The following is a 946-nucleotide window of genomic DNA, read 5'->3' as shown; positions in this document are numbered from 1 at the left end:
CCCGTCCCCGCCGCTCCGACCTGCCCGGCCCCGCCCCGCGGGCCGTACGGGCGGCGGGCGTAGGCTCCCGCCGGTGACACCAGCACCGACACCCCCTGCCGAGGCCGGACAGCCCGTCGAGCCCGCCGAGCCCGGCCCCGTCTGGACCCCGCTGACCCGCGCCACCGCCGTCGACCGCGCGACCGGCCTCGCCTGGTTGTCCGGGCTCGGCCACAACCGCGCGGCCCCCGCCGACCTGCTCCTGCGCCTCCTGGACACCGGCGAGCACCACTTCCTGGACCGCGACGACCTGCCCGACGGAGTCCTGGACGCCGCGATCGCCCACCCCGACCGGCGCGTACGGATGGGCGCCGCGGAGAGCGGCCGGCTGTCACCGGCCCAGTGGGAGCGGCTGATCGCCGCCACGCCCGGGGCGGCGCTGCGCGAGCTGTTCGCGGAACTGGCCGGGAGCGCCCTCAAGCCCCCGCCGGGCGAGGCGGCCCCGCCCCTCACCCCCGCAGGACTCGCCGAACTCGCCGCGCTGGCCGCCGACGTCCCCGACATCGACCCCGCCGCCCACGCCGGGGAGCTGCCGTGGGTCGTCGCCCGGCACGCGGACGCCGAGGCCATGCGCCTGCTCGCCGCCTCCCCGAAGACTCTGGTCCGCCGCAGCGTCGCCCGGGCTCCGCGCCTGCCCGCCGACGTCGCCGAACTCCTCGCCCGCGACGAGGACCGCGCGGTGCGGATCCTCCTCGCCGAGTCCTGCGAGGACGCCCCGGCCCGGATGCTCCTGGACATGGCGGGCTGGTGGGACGGCAGCCTCTCCTTCCCGGGCCGCCCGCGCAACCACCCCCGCTTCCCCCGCCAGGGCCTGCTGCGCCTGGCCGCCGACCCGAACCCGCGCCTGCGGGCCCTGGCCCTCGACGACCCCGCCGCCACCGCCGCCCACGTCGAACGGGCCGCCGCC

Annotated in this window: 1 pseudogene; it reads left to right on the top strand. The window is 79.7% G+C overall.

Annotation, left to right across the window (positions count from 1 at the left end):
* Positions 1 to 73 precede the first annotated feature (73 nt).
* A pseudogene (locus tag AE652_RS47175) lies at positions 74 to 946 on the top strand (hypothetical protein); the annotation flags it as partial.

Source organism: Kitasatospora sp. MY 5-36, from assembly GCF_001182915.1.
GTDB lineage: Bacteria > Actinomycetota > Actinomycetes > Streptomycetales > Streptomycetaceae > Kitasatospora.
This window is presented reverse-complemented; position numbering and strand designations above follow the sequence as displayed.